Here is a 16,693-nt window from a genome sequence, read left to right as displayed (position 1 = left end):
GTCGATGGATCACGGTAACAGGGATGGAAGGGGCGCCGGCCGGCGCCAGTTCCTGATGGTCCTGGCGGCGGCGGGTGCCGCGTTGACACCCGCCACCCTTTGGGCCCAGGTCAGGGCTGGCGTGGACGCGTCCGCCGTCAAAGCCTTGGCGCCCTCCCAGCGGGCGCTGCTGGACCGGGTGGCCGATTTGACGATACCCGACAGCGACACGCCCGGCGCGCTGGCGGTGGGGGTGCCGGCCTTCGTCACCCTGGCGTTTGCCCATGGCCTGCACGGGGCCGGTGCGCCTGTTCCCGCCGCCCGTTTCACCGGCGGCGCGGGCCCGGCCGGCGCCACCGTGCTGGACTGGCTGAAGTTCGAGCTGGACCTGAAGGCGGGCGGCGCCTTTCTGACAGCGGCGCACGCCGTCCAGTTACAGGCGCTGACGGCCCTGGATAGCGAGGCCTATGCGCCCAGTGGCGCACCCAGTGGCGCCCCGGGCGGCGACGCGTCGCCCTGGCGCCTGCTGAAGGGGCTGATCGTCACGGGGTACTACACCTCCGAGGCGGGCGCCTCGCAGGAGCTGCAATACGACCTCGTACCGGGACATTGGGACCCGGACGTGCCGGTGGGCCCCCATGCGCGGGCCTGGTCTAACGATTGGACGGCGGTGGACTTCGGATGAGCACTGAGTTTGACGCGATCGTGGTCGGTTCCGGGATCACCGGGGGCTGGGCCGCCAAGGAACTGACGGAGAAGGGCCTGAAGGTCCTGATGGTTGAACGCGGCCGCATGATCGAGCATGGCAGCGGTTATGTGACCGAAACCCTGGCGCCCTGGGAAATGCCCTTCCGGGGTGAAGGCGACGCGGCGCTCTATGCCCGCGATTTCGCCGTCCAGTCCAAGAACCGGCATTTCACCGAGTTCACGCAGAACCATTTCGTGAACGACAGGGACAACCCCTATTCGGTGGCGGAAGGCACGGAATTCAACTGGTGGCGCGGCTACCAGTTGGGTGGGCGCTCCCTGACCTGGGGCCGGCAATCCTACCGCATGAGCGATTATGATTTCGGCGCCAACAAGAAGGACGGCCACGGCAGCGACTGGCCCATCCGCTATGCCGACCTGGCGCCATGGTACGACCATGTGGAACGCTTCATCGGCGTGTCCGGCCAGGCGGAGGGCGTGGCCTCCCTGCCCGATGGTGTCTACCAGCCGCCCATGGCCCTGAACGTGCTGGAACGCTACGCCAAGGGGATCATCGAGCAGCGCTGGCCCGACCGGCGGCTGACCATCGGGCGTACCGCCAACCTGACGCAAGAGAAGGAGGGAAGGTCCGCCTGCCAGTACCGCTCCATCTGCGCGCGCGGCTGCTCCTACGGCGCCTATTTCAGCACCCAGAGTTCCACCCTGCCGGCGGCCCAGAAGACCGGCAACCTGACCCTGGTTACCGACACGGTGGTGGAGCGGGTGGATTACGATGCCCAGACGCGGCGGGCGACCGGCGTCTCCGTGCTGAATGTGAAGACGGGGGAGCGGCGGCGACACACCGCCCGCATCGTCTTCCTCAACGCCGGCGCCTTCAACACCAACCACTTGCTGTTGCGCTCACGGTCCGATGCCTTCCCGACAGGGCTGGGCAACTCCAGCGGCCTGCTGGGCACCCACATCATGGACCATGCGACCACGGTGGGGGCCGTCGCCCTGTTCGACCGCTTCCAGGACCGTACGACGTACGGCAATCGGCCCACGGGCATCGTCATTCCCCGCTTCCGCAATCTGGACCGGCAGGAGGGTGATTTCCTGCGGGGCTACAGTTTCCAGGGGGGCGCCTTGCGCAGCACCTGGACCCGGGCCAAGCGTGAGGCCGGCGTCGGCATCGGCTTCAAGGCGGCGATGCGTGGTCCCGGCGGTTGGCGCATGGTCCTGGTTTCCTTCGCGGAAAGCCTTCCGCGCGCCACCAACCGCCTGACCTTGGATCCGGTCAAGACAGACACCGCCGGCGCGCCGCTGCTGAAGATCGACTTCACCCATGGCGAGAACGAGCGGAAGGCCCTGGCGGACGCCGGGCGCGAGGCCAGCGCCATGCTGACGGCCGCGGGCGGCAAGGTTGTCCTGTCGCTGGACCGGCCCGGTGTGGGTGGCAGCGCCATCCATGAAATGGGCGGCGCCATGATGGGCAACGACCCGCGCGCGTCCGTCACCAATCGCTGGAACCAGTTGCACGACGTGCCCAACGTCTTCGTCAGCGACGGCGCGGCCATGGCCTCGTCGGCTTGCCAGAACCCGTCGCTCACCTACATGGCGTTGACCGCGCGCGCTTGCGACAACGCCGTGCGGTTGCTGCGCGCGGGCGAGATCTGATTTTGAGGATCGCTGGTGGAGCGATGCGGAATGTCGGCGGGGGCTTTGGCGTGTGCGAAACGGCGGCCAGGCGAGCACCCGCATGGGGATCATAAAAAAATCAGTATCCCGGTCGTCAATCCGGGGCCCCCTCCTCAATCAGCCATCCCAGGAAATTCGTCAGGGCGGGCGACTTGTGGGCGTCGAAGGGAATAAGGGCGACGTATCCGGTGCGCGGCACCACGATGTCGGGGAAGGGCGTCAGGATGCGCCCGCTGTCCCGGTCGCCCTCCAGGACGGGGAAGGGGCCCACGCCGATGCCCAGGCCGTCGGCCACGGCCTGCAGCGTGACGAAGAAATGGTCATATACCTGCCGCCGCTGCTCGGCGCGGTGAGGCACGCCCGCGCGTTCCAGCCAGTCGGCCCAATCGCCTGGCCGTGTCTCGCTGCCCAGCAGGACATGATGGATGATGTCGCCGGGTTCACGCAGGGGGTGTCGTGCCGCCAGGGCGGGACTGACGATCACCGTGTCGGCCTCGCCCAGGAAAGGCACCGGCTGGTACTGCGGCCAAGCGGAAGGTTCCGCCGATCCCCGGCGGATGGCGACGTCGAAGCCGCCGCGCAATTCGTCGCGTAGCGTGGTGGTGGTCGTGATCGCCACCTCCACATCCGGTTGCCGGGTGCGGAAGGCTTCCACCCGGGGGATCAGCCAGCGCATGGCGAAGGTGGTTGGCGCGCTGACGCGCAGGATGTGGCGCACGGCGGGACGGCCGCAGGCCTCCGCCGCCGCGACCATGCGGTCGAAGGACAGGCTGACCTCCGCCGCGAAGACGCGGGCGGCGGGCGTCGCCGTCATGCGCCGGCCCGTGCGTACGAACAGGCGCTGGCCCAGCCAGTCCTCCAGCGCCGCGATTTGCCGGCTGACGGCGCCGTGGGTCAGGCCCAACTGGGCGCCGGCGTCGGCATAGCTGCCGGTGCGGGCGGCGACCTCGAACACGCGCAAGGCGTTCAGTGGCGGCAGGCGGCGCATGGGCTGACCCGTGAGGAAATTGGACAAGACAGGTGAAGATAGTGAGGCTAGTCGACAAAAACTCACGCGAGTAGGGTTTTCGCCGGGAAAGCGAAAATCGGTGGCGCGAGCATGACCGCGGCGGAATGGACAGGGAAGGACGCGACGGCCGGGGCGGTGGCTTCGCGACGGCTGTCACGGCGCACGTTGCTGGGGGCCTGCCTGGCCCACCTGGTGCACGACGGCTATACGGATCTCTTGTACGCCCTGCTGCCGATCTGGCAGGGGGAGTTCGGACTGTCCTACGCCGGCTTGGCGCTGGTGCGGGCGTTGTACTCGGGCACGATGGGCGCCCTGCAGGTGCCGGCCAACCGGCTGACCGCCCGGTTCAGCCCGCGGGCGGCCCTGGTGTCGGCGACGCTGCTGGCCGCCGCCGGCTATCTTGTCATCGCCCTGCCGCTCGGCTTTCCGGGCCTGTGCCTCGGCCTGGTCCTGGCCGGCGTCGGATCCAGCGTGCAGCATCCCCGGGCCTCCCTGCTGGTCACCATGACCTTTGGCAAGGCGTCGCGCGGGCCCTTGGGCATCTACAATTTCTCCGGCGACTTGGGCAAGGCGATCTTGCCCGCCGCCGTGGCGCTGCTGCTGCCCGTTCTGGCCTGGCGGCCGGTGGTCGGCGTCATGGCCCTGGCCGGGCTGGCCATCACCGTGGGCCTGTTCATCCTCATCCCGTCCGCGCCCGCGTGTCCGGAGGCGGCGAAGTCCCATGCCGATGGCGGCGACGGGCGGGGATTTGGCCTGCTGCTGGCCATCGGCGCCCTGGATACCGCCACGCGCATGGGCTATCTGCTGTTCCTGCCCTTCCTGTTGCACAGCCGGGGCGGGACGGAGGCCACCGTGGGTATCGGCCTCGCCCTGCTGTTCGCCGGCGGTGCGCTGGGCAAGGCCTGCTGCGGCTGGCTGGGCCAGCGCCTGGGCGTGGTGTGGAGCGTGATCCTGACGGAGGTGGCGACGGCCCTGTTCATGGTGACGACGCTGGCCGTGCCGCTCTGGGCCGTCCTGGCGCTTTTGCCCGTGCTGGGCATCGTCCTGAACGGTACATCGTCGGTCCTGTACGGCACCGTGCCCGAACTGGCGAAAAGGGGACAGGTGGGCCGCGCCTTCGCCCTGTTCTATACGGGTGTGAGCGGTGCCGGCGGCTTGGCGCCCATCGCCTACGGCGCCATCGCGGACCATTCCAGCCGAACCGCGGGTGTCGTCGCGGCGGCCCTGACGGCGGCGGCCATCATCCCCATGGTCCTGGCCTTGCGCGTCCACCTGCGGACGGCGGAGGAACGATCCCCTGAACAGCGCCGAGGTGGGGTGCCAGCCAAAAGCGGGGCCCCGACCAGGGCGACGGAGGGAACTGTCACCGGTTGCCGGCCCGGATGATTTCCATGGCCAGCTGATCCAAGGGAAGCACCCTGTCGGCGGCGCCCAGGGCGATGGCCTCCCGCGGCATGCCGAAGACGACGGACGTCGCCTCGTCCTGGGCGATGGTATGGGCGCCGGCCCCCTTCATTTCCAGCAATCCGCGCGCGCCGTCGTCGCCCATGCCGGTCATGAGGATGCCGACGGCGTTGGGGCCGACATGGGTGGCCGCTGACCGGAACAGCACGTCCACGGACGGCCGGTGGCGCGACACCAGGGGGCCGTCCTTGACCGAGACGTAATAACGGGCGCCACTGCGCTGGAGCAGCATGTGGCGGTTCCCGGGCGCGATCAGCACCCGCCCGCGCATGACCGTGTCCCCGTCCTCCGCCTCCTTGACCTCCATCTCGCACAGGCCGTTCAGCCGGCGGGCGAAGGCCTCGGTGAACTTCTCCGGCATGTGCTGCACCACCACGATGCCGGGGCTGGCGGCCGGCAGCCTCTCCAGCACCACCCTCAAGGATTCGGTGCCCCCGGTCGATGCGCCGATGCAGACCACGGTTTCCGTGGTCCGGGCCATGGCGTGGTGGCGTACCAGCGGGGGCGGCAGGACGACGTCGGCGGTCAGCTTGCGCTCCGGCTCGCGCACGCGCGGGGCTGCGGGCACATGCTTCAGCTGGGCCCGGGCCGCCGCCTTCACGACATCGCAGATACGGATCTTCGCGTCCTGCAGGAACTCGGCCGTGCCCACGCGGGGCTTCAGGATGATGTCGACGGCGCCGGCGTCCCAGGCCTGGTTGGCCGTTTCCGATCCGGCCTCGGCCAGCGATGAGCAAATGACCACCGGGACCGGCCGCTGTGACATCAGCCGCCGCAGGAAGGTGATGCCGTCCATGCGCGGCATCTCCACATCCAGGGTTATGACGTCCGGCACCTCCTGCTGGATGCGGCGCGCGGCGACGAACGGGTCGGACGCCGTCGCCATCACCTCGATCCCGGGGTCTGATTGCAGGATGTCGGTCATGACCTGTCGGACGGAGGCGGAATTGTCGATGATCAGGACGCGGATCTTGCGGGTCACGACGGGTTCACTCCCGCCGGAAGACGCTGGCGCCCAGCGGCCGCATCGGCAGGCCGGATCCCGCCAGCGATTCCGAATGCCCCAGGAACAGGTAGCCGCCGGGGCGCAGGTGATCGCACAGGCGGGCCAGCACCGCCTGCTGCGTCGGCTTGTCAAAATAGATCAGGATATTGCGGCAGAAGATGACGTCCAGGTCACGGTCGACGGGATAGGTCGCGTCCATCAGGTTCAGCCGGCCGAACCGGACCAGGCGGCGCAACTCGGGCACGATGCGCACCAGGCGCCGGGCCCGGTCCTTGGAGCGCAGCAGGTAGCGCTGGCGCATTTCCGGCGGCACGGGGGCGATCATCTCCTCCGGATAGATGGCGGTGGCCGCCGTTTCCAGCACGCGGGTGGAGATGTCGGTGGCCATGATGTCGATGCGAAAGCCGCCGTGACGCTGGCTGGCATCGGCCAGGACCATGGCCAGGGTGTAGGGTTCGGCCCCGATCGAACTGGCGGTGCTCCAGACCTTTAGGGTCGTGTAAGGGCCGGCATGGCGCTGGGCCAGCAGCCCCGGCAGGGCGACATCCTCCAGGATGCGGAAATGCTCCTGCTCGCGGAAGAACTCCGTCTTGTTGGTTGTGACCACGTCGATCAGGTGTATGGCTTCATCGGCCAGGCCGCCGCCGTCGAAAAGGCGCGCGCAATAGTCCGCCAGATCGGCAGCACCCGTCGCCACCACGCGTTTGCGCAAGCGGCCCTCGACCATGGTCCTCTTGCTCTCCGGCATCTTGATGCCGCTGTAATCCTGGATGAAGGCGGCCAGCCGACGAAAATCCCGGGCGCTGAGGCGATCGGCGGCAGCGGCCGTTGCCGCACTGTAGGCCGCCTCCACTTGATCCGCCAACATTCAGTACTTCTCGAACTCGGCGTCGCGGGCATCGCCGGCGCCATTGGTCAGGTCCAGGGCGAAGCCGCCAGCGGCGCCCTTGCGGCCAGCCGCGGCGCGGACGGGCGCCGGAACCACCCGGCCGTTGGGTGTGGCGTGGCCGTTCCCGGTTCGCCCGGCACCCTGGCGCGGCGCCGCCGAAGACGGCGCCGGCTTGGCCGCGCTGGCCACCGGCGCCCGCGACGGCCGGCGCACGGCCGACGGTGCGGCGGGCGACGCTCCATCCACCCGGAAGTAGGCGATGCTGGCCTGCAGCTGCTCCGACTGCGCCGCCAGCTCCTCCGACGTCGCCGACATCTGCTCCGACGCGCTGGCGTTCTGCTGCGTCACCTTGTCCAGTTGCTGGATCGCCTGGTTGATCTGCTCCCCGCCGATGTCCTGCTCCCGGCACGCGGCACTGATCTCCGCCACCAGTTCGGCCGTCTTCTTGATGTCCGGCACCAGGCGCGTCAGCATCTCGCCCGCCTCCTGCGCCGCCTGCACCGTCTGCGACGACATCGTGCTGATCTCCGCCGCCGCCGTCTGGCTGCGTTCCGCCAGCTTGCGCACCTCCGACGCCACCACGGCGAAGCCCCGGCCGTGCTCGCCCGCCCGCGCCGCCTCAACGGCCGCGTTCAGCGCCAGCAGGTCCGTCTGGCGCGCGATCTCCTGCACGATGGTGATCTTCTCCGCGATCGTCCGCATCGCCTGCACCGCCCGCGTCACCGCCTCGCCGCTCATCTGCGCATCCGACGCGGACTGCCGCGCGATCTTCTCCGTCTGGCTGGCATTGTCCGCGTTCTGCTTGATGTTCGCCGCCATCTGCTCCATCGACGCCGAGGCCTCCTCCGCCGCGGACGCCTGCTCCGTCGCCCCCTGCGACAGCTCCTCCGCCGTCGCCGACAGCTCCTGGCTGCCCGACGACACGTTCTCCGAGGCCGACGTCGCCTCACCCACCACGTCCCGCAGCTTCTCGACCATGCGCTTCAGCGCCAGGCCAAGGACATCCTTGTCGGACAGGGGTTTGGCTTCCACCGTCAAGTCGCCGTCGGCGACCGTGTCGGCCACCCGCGCCGTGGCCCGCAGGTTGGCGATCATGCGCTTCAGCGCGATGCCCAGCGTATCCTTGTCGGACAGGGGCGTGGCCTCCACCGTCAGGTCGCCGTTGGCCACCGTGTCGGCGATGCCGGCCGTCGCCCGCAAATTGTCCATCATGGTGTTCAGCGCGGTCACCATGTCCCGGATCTCGTCATCCGACCTGACGGCCAGCGACTGGTCCAGGTCGCCGCGGGCGACACCGTTGGCCAGGCGGATGGCGCCCTGCAGGCCCCGGCTGATGCTGATCAGGATCCAGGTCGCGGCGGCCAGTGCGATCAACAGCGAGACGGCGACCGTGACGGTCAGCATCGTCCGCGCGGCATCATACTGTGCGGTGGCCGCGGCTTCGGTCTGCGTCATGTTCGCCTGGGCCAGGGCCACCACTTCGTCCAGCGCCGCGTCGGCGCTGTCCAGCACCTGCCGCCCTTCGACGCGGGACAGGCGAACGGCCTCGTCCCGCTGGTCGCCCTTCGCCAGGGCGATGACCCGGTTCTGGATGGGCAGGAATTGCTTCCACACAGCGGTAAAGGCGGCCACCTTCTTGTTGCTTTCGCCGGCGGTGAGGGAATCCAGCTTGACGCGATCCGCCTCCAGAGCCTGCTGTTCCTTGGCGATCCGCGCCTCATACTGGCTCACCAGTTCCTTGCTGTCCGCCAGCAGCAGGCTCTTCTCCGACCGTGTCACGGTCATGAGGTCGGTGTAGAGGTCCTGGGCCACCTTGATCTGCTGCATCGGTCCCTGGGCCATGTGGTGCAGGCTGTCATCCAGGGCGGCTAGCTTCTGTATGCCCAAGACGGCGCTGGTGGTCGACAACGCGACGATGACCGCGAAGGTCAGCCCCAGTTTCAGCTTGATGGTCATGCGCATCGCGAAGATTCCTTGATCATCGGATTGTCTTGAAGGGTGGCGGCCGCCGGCAGCGGTTGGGCGGAGGCGCTGGCCGCCAGATCGGGCGGGGCCTTGCGGCCGATGACCGACGCCTCGTCGGCGGTGAACAGTGTCGCCAGGTCGAAGACGATGACGAAGCCGTCGCCGCGGCGGCCCACGCCACGAATGTAGTCGGACCGCCACGACACCCCGATGTCCGGCGGTGCCTCCAGTTGGCGCAGGTCCAGCGGCAGGACCTCGAACACCCGGTCCGCGATCAGGCCCAGGGCGATCTCCCGCCCGTTGATCGGAACATGCAGGACCAGGATGCGGGTATGTTCGGAGGGGATGCCAGGCGACAGGCCCAGCTTCAGCCGCAGGTCGATCACCGGCACGCCCCGGCCCCGGACATCGATCAGGCCGACAAGATAGGGCGGCGTTTCCGGGATGCGGAAGATCGGCCGCATGTCCAGGATTTCCACCACCGCTTCGACCGGGACGGCGTAGATCTCGCGCTCGATGCCGAGCGTGACGAACTGGGCTTCCCGGGAGGTTTCGGTCAGGCTGTTCATGATGGCCGCCGACACTCAGTACTTCTCGAACTCGGCGTCGCGGGCATCGCCGGCGCCATTGGTCAGGTCCAGGGCGAAGCCGCCGACGGCACCCTTGCGGCCAACCGCCGCGCGGACGGGCACTGGGACCACCCGGCCGTTATGCCCGTGCCCATTCGCGGCCCGCAGGTTCGCCGGGCGCGCGGGGGAGGGCGCCGGCTTGGCCGCGCTGGCCACCGGCGCCCGCGACGGCCGGCGCACGGTCGACGGTGAGGCGGGCGACGCCCCATCCACCCGGAAGTAGGCGATGCTGGCCTGCAACTGCTCCGACTGCGCCGCCAGCTCCTCCGACGTCGCCGACATCTGTTCCGACGCGCTGGCGTTCTGCTGCGTCACCTTGTCCAGCTGCTGGATCGCCTGGTTGATCTGCTCCCCGCCGATGTCCTGCTCCCGGCACGCGGCACTGATCTCCGCCACCAGTTCGGCCGTCTTCTTGATGTCCGGCACCAGGCGCGTCAGCATCTCGCCCGCCTCCTGCGCCGCCTGCACCGTCTGCGACGACATCGTGCTGATCTCCGCCGCCGCCGTCTGGCTGCGTTCCGCCAGCTTGCGCACCTCCGACGCCACCACGGCGAAGCCCCGGCCGTGCTCGCCCGCCCGCGCCGCCTCAACGGCCGCGTTCAGCGCCAGCAGGTCCGTCTGGCGCGCGATCTCCTGCACGATGGTGATCTTCTCCGCGATCGTCCGCATCGCCTGCACCGCCCGCGTCACCGCCTCGCCGCTCATCTGCGCATCCGACGCGGACTGCCGCGCGATCTTCTCCGTCTGGCTGGCATTGTCCGCGTTCTGCTTGATGTTCGCCGCCATCTGCTCCATCGACGCCGAGGCCTCCTCCGCCGCGGACGCCTGCTCCGTCGCCCCCTGCGACAGCTCCTCCGCCGTCGCCGACAGCTCCTGGCTGCCCGACGACACGTTCTCCGAGGCCGACGTCGCCTCACCCACCACGTCCCGCAGCTTCTCGACCATGGTGTTGATGTGACGCATGAGGTCGCCGACCTCGTCGCGCGACGTGACCTCGACCGTGCGGGTCAGGTCACCATCCGCCACGGCCTGCGCCAAGGCGCCCGCCTGGTTCAGGCCGCGGCTGATGCCCAGCGCGATCCAAGTCCCGGCCGCCACGGCGACCAGCAGTGACGCCAGCACGGCGACGGCCAGCATCAGGCGCGCGCTTTCGTATTGGGCGACCGCGTCGGCGTCGGCGCGCGCCATCTGTGTGCGGTAGAGTTCGATGATGTCGGCCAGCTGCCGCTGCGCCTCACCCACCAGCTGGCGCGCCGGCCCCACCGATATCTCCACGGCCTTGGCCTGTTCGCCGCGCTTGGCCAACTCCCGCATCTTGTCGTCAGCGGCCAGGAACTGCTGCCAGGTCGCCTGCAGCGCCTGCCATTTCGGCTTGCCCTCCGCGCTGATGATGGCCTGGACCTTGCCAACCAAGTCGGCGAAGTCTTGGCGATAGCGCATGATCTCTTGGTCGTACTTCTCGATCTGCTCGGGACTGGTCGAGAGAAGCATGTTCTTCTCGGCCCGCACCATCTGGACCAGGTCGACCAGCACCTCTTCCGCCCATTGCAGCTTCTGCACCGGGCCGGCGATCATGTCGCGCATGGTGGTGTTGATGGCGGCCAGGCTGCTGATGCCCAGCCCCGCCGTGGCGGTGCTGAGCATGATGATGAAGGCGAAGGTCAACGCCAGCTTCAGCTTGATGGTGACACGCATATCAAGTTCTCCCGTCAGGCTGCGGTGCGTTGGGATGGGCTGGCTGCCTCGTCCCGCGCGTCACCGCGGGAGAAGATGCGTTCCAGATCCAGGACGACGATGAATTCGGTCCCCCGCTTGGCGATGCAGCGGATGTATTCCGGCCGCCAGCGCATGCCGATGCGCGGCGTCTCCTCCAGGGCGGACGCCGCCACCTGGGTGATTTCGTAAACCTTGTCGGCGCGGATCCCGACGATCACGGGGTCGCCATCGATCATCACCTCGGTGACGACGATGCGGGTGTCGATGGTCGGCGGCTGCAGCTCCATTCCGAACTTCAGACGGAGGTCCGCCAGCGGCACCACCTTGCCGCGCACATTGATCAGTCCGCCCACGAAGGGCTGGCTGTTGGGCACCCCGGTGACAGGAACGAGGTCCAGGATCTCGCGCACGTGCGCCGCCTCCAGGGCGAAAATCTCGCCTTGCAGGCCCAGGGTCAGGACTTCCAGCGGCGCACCGCTTTTCCACGCTGTCATGATGTTCCCCTGCCGTCAGCTTGCGGCTTTGAAGCGGTTCTCATAGGCCATGCCCAGCTTGACCAGGTTGGCGATGTCCAGGATCAGGGCCACGGCGCCGTCGCCCAGAATGGTGGCGCCGGCGAAGGTCTCGACATCCGCGTGCAGCTTGGACAGCGACTTGATCACCGTCTGGTGATTGCCGATCACCTGGTCCACCACCAGGCCGACCCGCCGTCCCCCGAAGGAGACGATCACCGCCTTCTGGTAGCGATCCGGTGGCTCCGATACCTGGAACAGCTCGCGCAGGCGCAGGAAGGGCACCAGGTCGCCGCGGATGTTCAAGAAGCTGCGCCCGCGTGAGCGCGCGTCCTCTTCCGCCGACAGTTCGACGCATTCCTCCACCGCCGACAGCGGCAGGGCGTAACGTCCAGCGCCGACCCGCACCAGCAGGCCGTCGATGATGGCCAGGGTCAGCGGCAGCCGCAGCGTCAGCCGGGTGCCCTCGCCGGGCGTGCTGGCGATGTCGATCTTTCCGCGCAGCCCCTCGATGGCCCGCTTCACCACATCCATGCCCACGCCGCGGCCGGACAGGCTGGTCACCTCTTTAGCGGTGGAGAAGCCGGGCTGGAAGATCAGCTGGAACAGTTCGGCATCGGACAGCTTGGCGCCCGACGGGATCAGGCCCTGGTCCTCGGCGCGTGCCTGGATGCGTGCGCGATCCAGGCCGCGACCGTCATCGCTGATCGACACCATGACCTCGGCCCCGGCATGGCAGGCGGTCAGCGTGATGCGCCCCGCCGCCGGCTTGCCTGCGGTCTTGCGTCCCTCCGGCGCCTCCAAGCCATGATCGATGGCATTGCGGATCAGATGGATCAGCGGGTCGTTGAGGCGTTCGATGACCGTCTTGTCGAGTTCCGTTTCCTCGCCCACCGTGACCAGTTCGATCCGCTTGCCCAACTCGTGGGCCAAGTCGTGGACCAGCCGGCGGAAACGCCCGAAAAGCGACCCGATGGGTACCGTGCGGACCCCCATGGTGGTGTCCCGCAGTTCGTGCGCCAGGCGCTCGATCTCTTCGGCGATGGCCTTCACTTCGGCATCGTGGCTGGACGCCGCGACCTGCGACAGACGCGATTGAACGATCACCAGTTCGCCGACCCGGTCCATCAACTCGTCCAGCCGCTCGGCTGGCACCCGGATGCTGTCCACCCCTTTGGTTGGGCCCTTGGCCCCGCCCTGGGCGCCTCCCGGCAAAGCCGCGGCCGCCTCGCCGGCACCGGCACCCAGGCCGGTGCGCACATGCTGCTGTTCGGCCAGCGCCGACGCCAGTGTGTCATGGGAGACTTGGCCCGATTTGACCAGCAGCGTACCCAGGGGCATCTGGGCCGCCACCGCGGCGTCCACCGCCTGCTGCGCCACATCCCCCCGGTTCACCAGGATTTCGCCGATACGGCTGCCTTCACCGGTCATGTCGATGGCGTCGATCGACAACTCCATGTCGTCGATCACGAACATGAAGACCTCTTCGATCGCGGTGCGGGGCTGGCTGGTGGTCAACACCACGTCCCAGGCCAGATGACAATCGGTCGCCGCCATCTCCTCCAGCGGGGGGACGCCCTCGGTCCGCGCCACCACGGTGGCCACACCCAGCCCGCGCAATTCGTCCAGCAGCAGCAAGGGGTTGGTGCCCATCGTCATGGCGTCGCGGCTCAGCCGGAAGCGGATCCGCCATGTGGACGCGCCCTCCTGGGCCATGTCCTCTTCCGCACCCTCCGGGGTCGTTTCAGCCGCTGCCGCGGATGCCGACGGATCGCCCACGATCTGTTTCAGCATCTGCAAGATGGCGGCGCCATCGGCCGCTTCGGCCAGATCGGGTGTCTCGATCAGCAGGCGCATGTGATCCTTGGCCGCCAGCGTCACGGCGATCAGCGCCCGGCTGGGCGCCACCTTGCCTTTGCGCACCAGATCGAATGCCGTCTCCACATGATGGGTGAAGGCCGCCACCGCGTCGAAGCCGAACATCGCCCCCGATCCCTTCACGGTATGAAGGGCGCGGAAGGCGCTGTTGATCAGGTCGTGGTCGTCCGGCGCATGCTCAAGGTCGAGCAGCGCCTGTTCCAACTGCTCCAGCAGTTCCTGCGCTTCCTGGCGGAAGACGTCGGATGGGTCCAGCGCGCTCATGCGCCCAGGACCTTGCGCACGACGGCGACCAGCTGTTCCTGCTGGAAGGGCTTGGTGATCCAGCCGGTCGCGCCCGCGGCCTTGGCCGCCTGCTTCATGCCGGCATCGGATTCCGTGGTCAGGAACAGGATCGGCACGCCGCGATAGGCGGGCAGCTGACGCAGCGCCCGAATAAGATCCAGCCCATCCATCACCGGCATGTTGAGGTCCGTGACCACCAGGTCGACGGTCGTGTCCTTGGCCTTGGCCAGTCCTTCGGCGCCGTCGCTGGCCTGGACGACGTTGTACCCGGCGCCGGACAGTGTCAGCTTCACCATCTGGCGCACGCTGGAGGAATCATCAACGCTAAGGACGGTCTTGGCCATCATGGTGTCTCCGTGTGCAGCCAGAAATCGCTGTCGGCGGTCTGGGCGGCGGAGGCCGGAACGCCAGCGGCCAGATCCGCGGCCATAAGGAAGCCGCCCCGGTGCAATGTGTCGCGCAACGCCCCCGAAGCCGGCCGCGCCAGCCGGAGTATTCGCCCGGCACTCTTGGCGCTTTTCCGGGCCGCGAGCAGCAGTTGGATGAAGCTGAGGTCCACCTCGTCCAGCGTGCCGCAGTCTATTTCCAGAACGGGATGTGCCTTCATCGCGCTCATGAGAACGGCATGTGTTTCTTCGGCATTGCGTAGAGTGTGTGAGCCCTCAAGAGCGATTTTCACGACATCGTCATCCGAAGTATTCGGCATCACGAAACCCTCACTTGAGTTGAATTCCTGGGAACATGTGGTCATCTTTGGCGCCAGTAATTAACAGAAAAATATTTTATCAATATTGTAGATAGTTATCCGGTAGGGGAATTTTTCCAGGACGAGCGCCAGTGAAATTCGCTGGCCTGTCGCACCTTATGGGTAGTTGGTTGATAAAGTGTAAATATCGATAGGTATATCGACTGACATATATCAATTCAGCAGAGAGAATTTTTGAATAAAATACAATGTAAATAAGGAATTAATAGAACGGATGGCGCCGTTACCCTCTCACCCGAGGGGGGTACCACTATCTTATTGGGACCAAAAGCCAGGGGCCGCCTTGAGGCCGGGATTGGTTCAGAAAGCCCCAACGTTGGCGAGCGTATCATGGCACCGCGTCGCCCCAAGGATGAATGGTCGCTGGAGGGTTAACCACCAATTTACCTGTTTGATGAAAAGTGGCCGTCGCTACGCCATATAATTGATCGAGGATACGCATGGGCAGGGATCTGGATACCGTGGCCAAGGCGATCAGGGCCGCGTCCACATCGACCGACGCGCGTTTCCTGGACATCGGCCGTCGCTTGGAGACCTCGGTCGACATCCTGACGGCGCTGACCCGCACCTTCGACACGCTCTCGGATGAAATGAAGGGGGAAGACCTGCGCCTGGCCGCCCAGGATCTGTCGCAGGTGGCACGTTTTGTCTCGGCGCTGATCCAGGGCGACGAAACTGATTCCTTCCGCACTCTGACGGCGCTGGTCACCGCCATCGGCGGCCGGGTGGCGCGCATGGACAAGTCGATCAAGGGCGTCGGAATGCTGGCCACCAACGCCAAGATCGCAGCGGCGGTCATCGGCGATACCAGCGCGGAATTCATGAACTTCGCCACGGAAATCCGCCGCACGCTGGGCCTGGCGCAATCCAGCCTGGACCAGTTCGCCGCCGAACTGGCGGGCGTAGGCCGGCACCTGCAGGCGGCGGCCACCGACCAGTCCGCATTGGATGCGCGTCAGGCGACGGCCATCCGCACCGTTCCCGAGCGCCTGGCCCACAGCATCGGCACCGTCGTCGACCGCGGCCAGCGGGGGAGCGCCATCGCCGCCACGGTCGGCCAGCGCTCAAAGGACATCGCCAGGCGCATCGGCGAGGCGGTCATGGCGTTGCAGGTGGGCGACATCACGCGGCAACGTATGGAACATGTCGACTACGCCCTGAGTTTGGTGGCGGAAATGCCGGGCCAGTCCAGCCCGTCCTGGACGGACACCGCGGGCGGCCCCACCTTCGACGGCGCGGCGGCGGCGGCCCGGTTTTGCTGCCGCCTGCAGGCGGCGCAATTGGATGACACGGCGGACGAACTGGCGCAGGAGATCGGGCAGATACTGACCTCGCTGCATGAATTGGCGCGCGACGCGTGCGAGATCCTGGGCTTGGGTCGCGACGCCTTCGGTGCCTCAGGCAACGCGCAGGGGACTTTCGTGGGTGAATTGGAGGGGGAGGTCGGCGAGGTCGACACCTTGCTGAACGGCTATGGCGCGGCGCGGCGTCAAGCCGACGAGGTCGCGGCGTCGGTGTCGGAGGCGACCACACGGCTGGCCAGCCAGATCGGCACGATGCGGGCCCTGGAGGCTGATATCCGCATCATGGGCTTGAACACCAGCCTACGCTGCGGCCGCCTGGGCACCGTCGGCCGGCCGCTGTCGATCATCGCGCAGGAACTGCGCGTGTACGCCAACGAGATCGCCGTGGAGGCCAACGGCGTGATGAGCGAACTGGACCAGGTCGCGGCCATCGCGGCCAGCCTGTCGGGGCAGGCGCGCGCCGCGGCCGCCGCCGATGCCGCGACCATGGCCAACGTCATGACGCGATCCATCGCCCGGCTGGAGGCCGCGGGCCAGAATCTCGCGACGGCGCTGCAGACGCTGGAGCGTGACGGCGAGAGGGTGGTCTGCCTGTTGCGGGAAACGGTCGACCGGACAGCCTCGCATGGTGAAATCGGCGAGGTGTTGCGCCAGGCCGCGACGGACTTGGCAGTCCTGGCCCCGGGCCCCCATATCGGGGACGTTCCGGTACAGGCCGAACCGCTGATCGGCCTGATGGCCCGTAGTTACACCATGGCCCGCGAGCGCCAGGTGCTGGACCGATACGCTCCCGGCAGGGCCCAGCCGCCGGTGGAAACGCCCAGCCAGGTGGCCGCGGCCGGGAACCTGGAGGATATTTTCTTCTAAGGCCGCCGGTGCCAATGCACCACCTGCGTCAACAACTTG

14 protein-coding genes are annotated in these 16,693 nt (G+C 67.6%); 4 read left to right on the top strand and 10 right to left on the bottom strand.

Annotated features, from left to right (window positions below; translation table 11 throughout):
* Positions 1-4: 4 nt before the first annotated feature.
* Entirely contained in the window at positions 5-664 is a 660-nt protein-coding gene (locus UAA55_RS01350) for a gluconate 2-dehydrogenase subunit 3 family protein (protein WP_322950867.1), read from the top strand.
* Complete coding sequence (locus UAA55_RS01345; protein ID WP_322950866.1) at positions 661-2,343, top strand: GMC family oxidoreductase; 1,683 nt, start codon at positions 661-663, stop codon at positions 2,341-2,343. Before UAA55_RS01350 ends, UAA55_RS01345 begins: the two co-directional genes overlap by 4 nt.
* Positions 2,344-2,458: 115 nt before the next feature.
* Here UAA55_RS01345 and UAA55_RS01340 read toward each other — a convergent pair whose 3' ends face one another.
* Positions 2,459-3,352, bottom strand: a complete 894-nt coding sequence (locus UAA55_RS01340; RefSeq protein ID WP_322950865.1) for a LysR substrate-binding domain-containing protein — start codon at positions 3,350-3,352, stop codon at positions 2,459-2,461.
* 111 nt (positions 3,353-3,463) lie between these two features.
* Here UAA55_RS01340 and UAA55_RS01335 point away from each other — a divergent pair, with 111 nt between their 5' ends.
* Positions 3,464-4,759, top strand: a complete 1,296-nt coding sequence (locus UAA55_RS01335) for an MFS transporter (protein ID WP_322950864.1) — start codon at positions 3,464-3,466, stop codon at positions 4,757-4,759.
* Here UAA55_RS01335 and UAA55_RS01330 read toward each other — a convergent pair.
* The 9 genes from UAA55_RS01330 to UAA55_RS01290 are packed head-to-tail and all read right to left on the bottom strand — an operon-like array spanning position 4,737 to position 14,423.
* A complete protein-coding gene (locus UAA55_RS01330) occupies positions 4,737-5,819 on the bottom strand; it encodes a protein-glutamate methylesterase/protein-glutamine glutaminase (RefSeq protein ID WP_322950863.1) in 1,083 nt (360 codons plus the stop codon). The genes UAA55_RS01335 and UAA55_RS01330 overlap by 23 nt on opposite strands.
* A 7-nt stretch (positions 5,820-5,826) precedes the next feature.
* Positions 5,827-6,711, bottom strand: a complete 885-nt coding sequence (locus UAA55_RS01325) for a CheR family methyltransferase (protein WP_322950862.1) — start codon at positions 6,709-6,711, stop codon at positions 5,827-5,829.
* On the bottom strand, positions 6,712-8,694 hold the full coding sequence (locus tag UAA55_RS01320; RefSeq protein ID WP_322950861.1) for a HAMP domain-containing methyl-accepting chemotaxis protein: 1,983 nt from the start codon (positions 8,692-8,694) through the stop codon (positions 6,712-6,714).
* Positions 8,685-9,266, bottom strand: coding sequence for a chemotaxis protein CheW (locus UAA55_RS01315; RefSeq protein WP_322950860.1), 582 nt, complete (start codon positions 9,264-9,266; stop codon positions 8,685-8,687). The genes UAA55_RS01320 and UAA55_RS01315 overlap by 10 nt, the downstream gene beginning before the upstream one ends.
* A gap of 15 nt (positions 9,267-9,281) precedes the next feature.
* A complete protein-coding gene (locus tag UAA55_RS01310) occupies positions 9,282-11,021 on the bottom strand; it encodes a methyl-accepting chemotaxis protein (RefSeq protein ID WP_322950859.1) in 1,740 nt (579 codons plus the stop codon).
* 14 nt (positions 11,022-11,035) lie between these two features.
* The gene (locus UAA55_RS01305; protein ID WP_322950858.1) at positions 11,036-11,536 is read right to left on the bottom strand and encodes a chemotaxis protein CheW; all 501 of its coding nucleotides are present in this window, start codon (positions 11,534-11,536) and stop codon (positions 11,036-11,038) included.
* A gap of 15 nt (positions 11,537-11,551) precedes the next feature.
* A complete protein-coding gene (locus UAA55_RS01300) occupies positions 11,552-13,696 on the bottom strand; it encodes a chemotaxis protein CheA (RefSeq protein ID WP_322950857.1) in 2,145 nt (714 codons plus the stop codon).
* On the bottom strand, positions 13,693-14,061 hold the full coding sequence (locus tag UAA55_RS01295; protein WP_322951911.1) for a response regulator: 369 nt from the start codon (positions 14,059-14,061) through the stop codon (positions 13,693-13,695). Before UAA55_RS01295 ends, UAA55_RS01300 begins: the two co-directional genes overlap by 4 nt.
* Positions 14,061-14,423 carry an STAS domain-containing protein gene (locus UAA55_RS01290; protein WP_322950856.1) on the bottom strand — a complete coding sequence of 121 codons (363 nt, stop codon included), beginning with the start codon at positions 14,421-14,423 and terminating at the stop codon, positions 14,061-14,063. Before UAA55_RS01290 ends, UAA55_RS01295 begins: the two co-directional genes overlap by 1 nt.
* Positions 14,424-14,923: 500 nt before the next feature.
* Between UAA55_RS01290 and UAA55_RS01285 the strand changes: the two genes are divergently transcribed.
* Complete coding sequence (locus UAA55_RS01285; RefSeq protein ID WP_322950855.1) at positions 14,924-16,654, top strand: chemotaxis protein; 1,731 nt, start codon at positions 14,924-14,926, stop codon at positions 16,652-16,654.
* Positions 16,655-16,693 lie beyond the last annotated feature (39 nt).

Source organism: Nitrospirillum guanabarense (assembly GCF_034653355.1).
GTDB lineage: Bacteria > Pseudomonadota > Alphaproteobacteria > Azospirillales > Azospirillaceae > Nitrospirillum.
The sequence above is the reverse complement of the archived record's forward strand: the minus strand, read 5'-3'. Positions and strand labels throughout refer to the sequence as shown.